This is a genomic window from Chitinivorax sp. B, assembly GCF_005503445.1.
Taxonomy (GTDB): Bacteria; Pseudomonadota; Gammaproteobacteria; order Burkholderiales; family SCOH01; genus Chitinivorax.
In genome coordinates this window covers 1-2,045 of the sequence record NZ_SCOH01000129.1, presented here as the reverse complement: position 1 = coordinate 2,045, position 2,045 = coordinate 1, and the positions used below count along the sequence as shown (strand labels likewise).

Annotated in this window: 1 protein-coding gene and 1 pseudogene; both read left to right on the top strand. The window is 54.1% G+C overall.

The annotated features are described in order from the left end of the window. The first annotated feature begins 221 nt into the window (after positions 1 to 221). Complete coding sequence (locus FFS57_RS25505) at positions 222 to 1,019, top strand: DUF6531 domain-containing protein (RefSeq protein WP_171014208.1); 798 nt, start codon at positions 222 to 224, stop codon at positions 1,017 to 1,019. Continuing rightward, positions 961 to 2,045 (top strand): annotated as a pseudogene (locus tag FFS57_RS24705) (hypothetical protein); the annotation flags it as partial. The gene FFS57_RS25505 and the pseudogene FFS57_RS24705, both read left to right, overlap by 59 nt.

Genomic DNA, 2,045 nt, shown 5'->3' with positions numbered 1-2,045 from the left:
TATTCTTTCATGCCGATCACGTCGGCAATATCTGACCTGTCCCCGCGCTCATCAAAAAAAGCCAGCAAACCCGCTGGGATCCGCCAGGCAAGTTGGCGAGGCGGATAGGGTAGACAGCGCATGGTCGCCCACCCTGTCATGAAAAGTTAACAATGCATTGGTTTGTCCTCACCAATCGAGGTTGAGGCTAATTGAATTATGTTGTTCAAGAGTGAATTGAGATGAAATTGTACGAATTTTCGACACTTAACCCCATTTTTATCGGTGCACTGTTGCTCAGTGGCTCAGCTTGGGCCATGGATGTTTCCGAGTGTGTTCAGTTAGGGGGAACGGTTGAATGCGAAAAGCCTGATGCGCCACCGCCAGTTGGCGCATTTGACCCAACCTTGACCATCCATGCGAACAAGACCTGTAGCATGCCGGGAGGAAAAGGAAATAATGGGTATCAGAGTTTTAAACTGACGCCAAACGGTGTACCGGGTGGCGTTGGCTGGGAAGGCGTCAACAATGCACTGTGCCCCGGCGAAGAAAAGTTTTCCCATGTCTGGGCGCGGGGAATCAGCTGCGGACCCCAATTGGTCAGCATGCGCGCACCGGATGGCCAGTTACTCTGTTATCCGGAGCCCGTTATTTTGTTGGAACGGCATAAAAAACTGGGGATGTGTCCCATACGAGGAAAGAATCCCTTCAAGGGCAATCCCATCGAAATTGGCACTGGCAACAAGCGTCAAGTTGAAGTCGACATTGCGCCCTCAGGCCAGAGTCAGCTCGGCTTTGTCCGGACCTATAACAGCGCGCCCTATCTGGGCGCGGGTTGGACCCATACCTATCGGCGTTCGATCAAGGCTCATCAGGTTGTATCTGGCCCCAGCAGGTTGGATACAGTGCGTGTTCAACGGGCCAATGGGGGGGGTCTTCACCTATCTCCAGAAGGGAAATGTCTGGCAATCGGATGCCGATGTGACCCACATCCTGACCGGCAATCGCAAAGATGGCTGGACCTATCGCAGCTGCGATGATCGGGAGGACATCGAGCAATACGATAATCAGGGACGCCTGATCTCGATATTGAGTCGCTCCGGTTATCTGAGAAAATTGCAATACAGCGATGCCACCACGCCAGTGGACATGGCTGCCTCGCCGAATCTGCTGATTGCGGTCACGGATAATTTCAATCGAAAACTGTCTTTCCGTTATGACAGGTATGATCGACTGCAGTCGGTAACGGGGCCGGATGGCAAGACCGTGCAGTATGGATACGATCTGCAAGACCGACTGATCAGCGTCACCTATCCCGATGCAGCGGTGCGTGAATATCGGTATGCCGAGCCGGCATTGATCGAGGGCGGCGCGCAACCGCAAGCCTTGACCGGCATCATCGATGAGAACAAACAACGTTTTGCCAATTTTGCCTATAACGCCGACGGTTTTGCCAAGCTCACTGAGCATGCTAACGGCGCAGAGCGGATCACCGTCACCTACACCACATCGCCCAAGATAGTGGTCGACGGCTACTGGGAGAATAGCTTTGCCTACAATGTGGTGACGCAACCGGCATTATTGCAAGTAGACGTATTGGATGCCTTGGGTGCCGTCAGTCATTATGAGCTGACTACGACCATGGGTTTGCCCAGCATCAAAACCTTCACGGAAAGTTGCGGCAGCAATTGCGTCCGCACCCAATCCTATCAGTACGATGGCAATGGCAACACCATCCAGTTTGTTGATTTCAACGGCATCCAGACCACCTACCAATACGACCTGACCCGCAACCTGGAAACCAGCCGCACTGAAGCGGTAGGTAAACCTGAGCAACGCGTAATCAAGACCGAGTGGCACCCGAGCTGGCGGCTGCGGACCAAGATCACCGAACCGGGCCGACTGACGCAGTTCGACTACGATGCGCAAGGCAACCTGAATAAGAAAACCGTCACCGAGCTGGATGCCGCCAACAAACCCGGCAAGAGCCGCGTCTGGTCGTGGAGCTACGGTAACTTCGGGCTGGTCAAGACCGCCACCGACCCGAACGGCCAAGTCACCCGCTA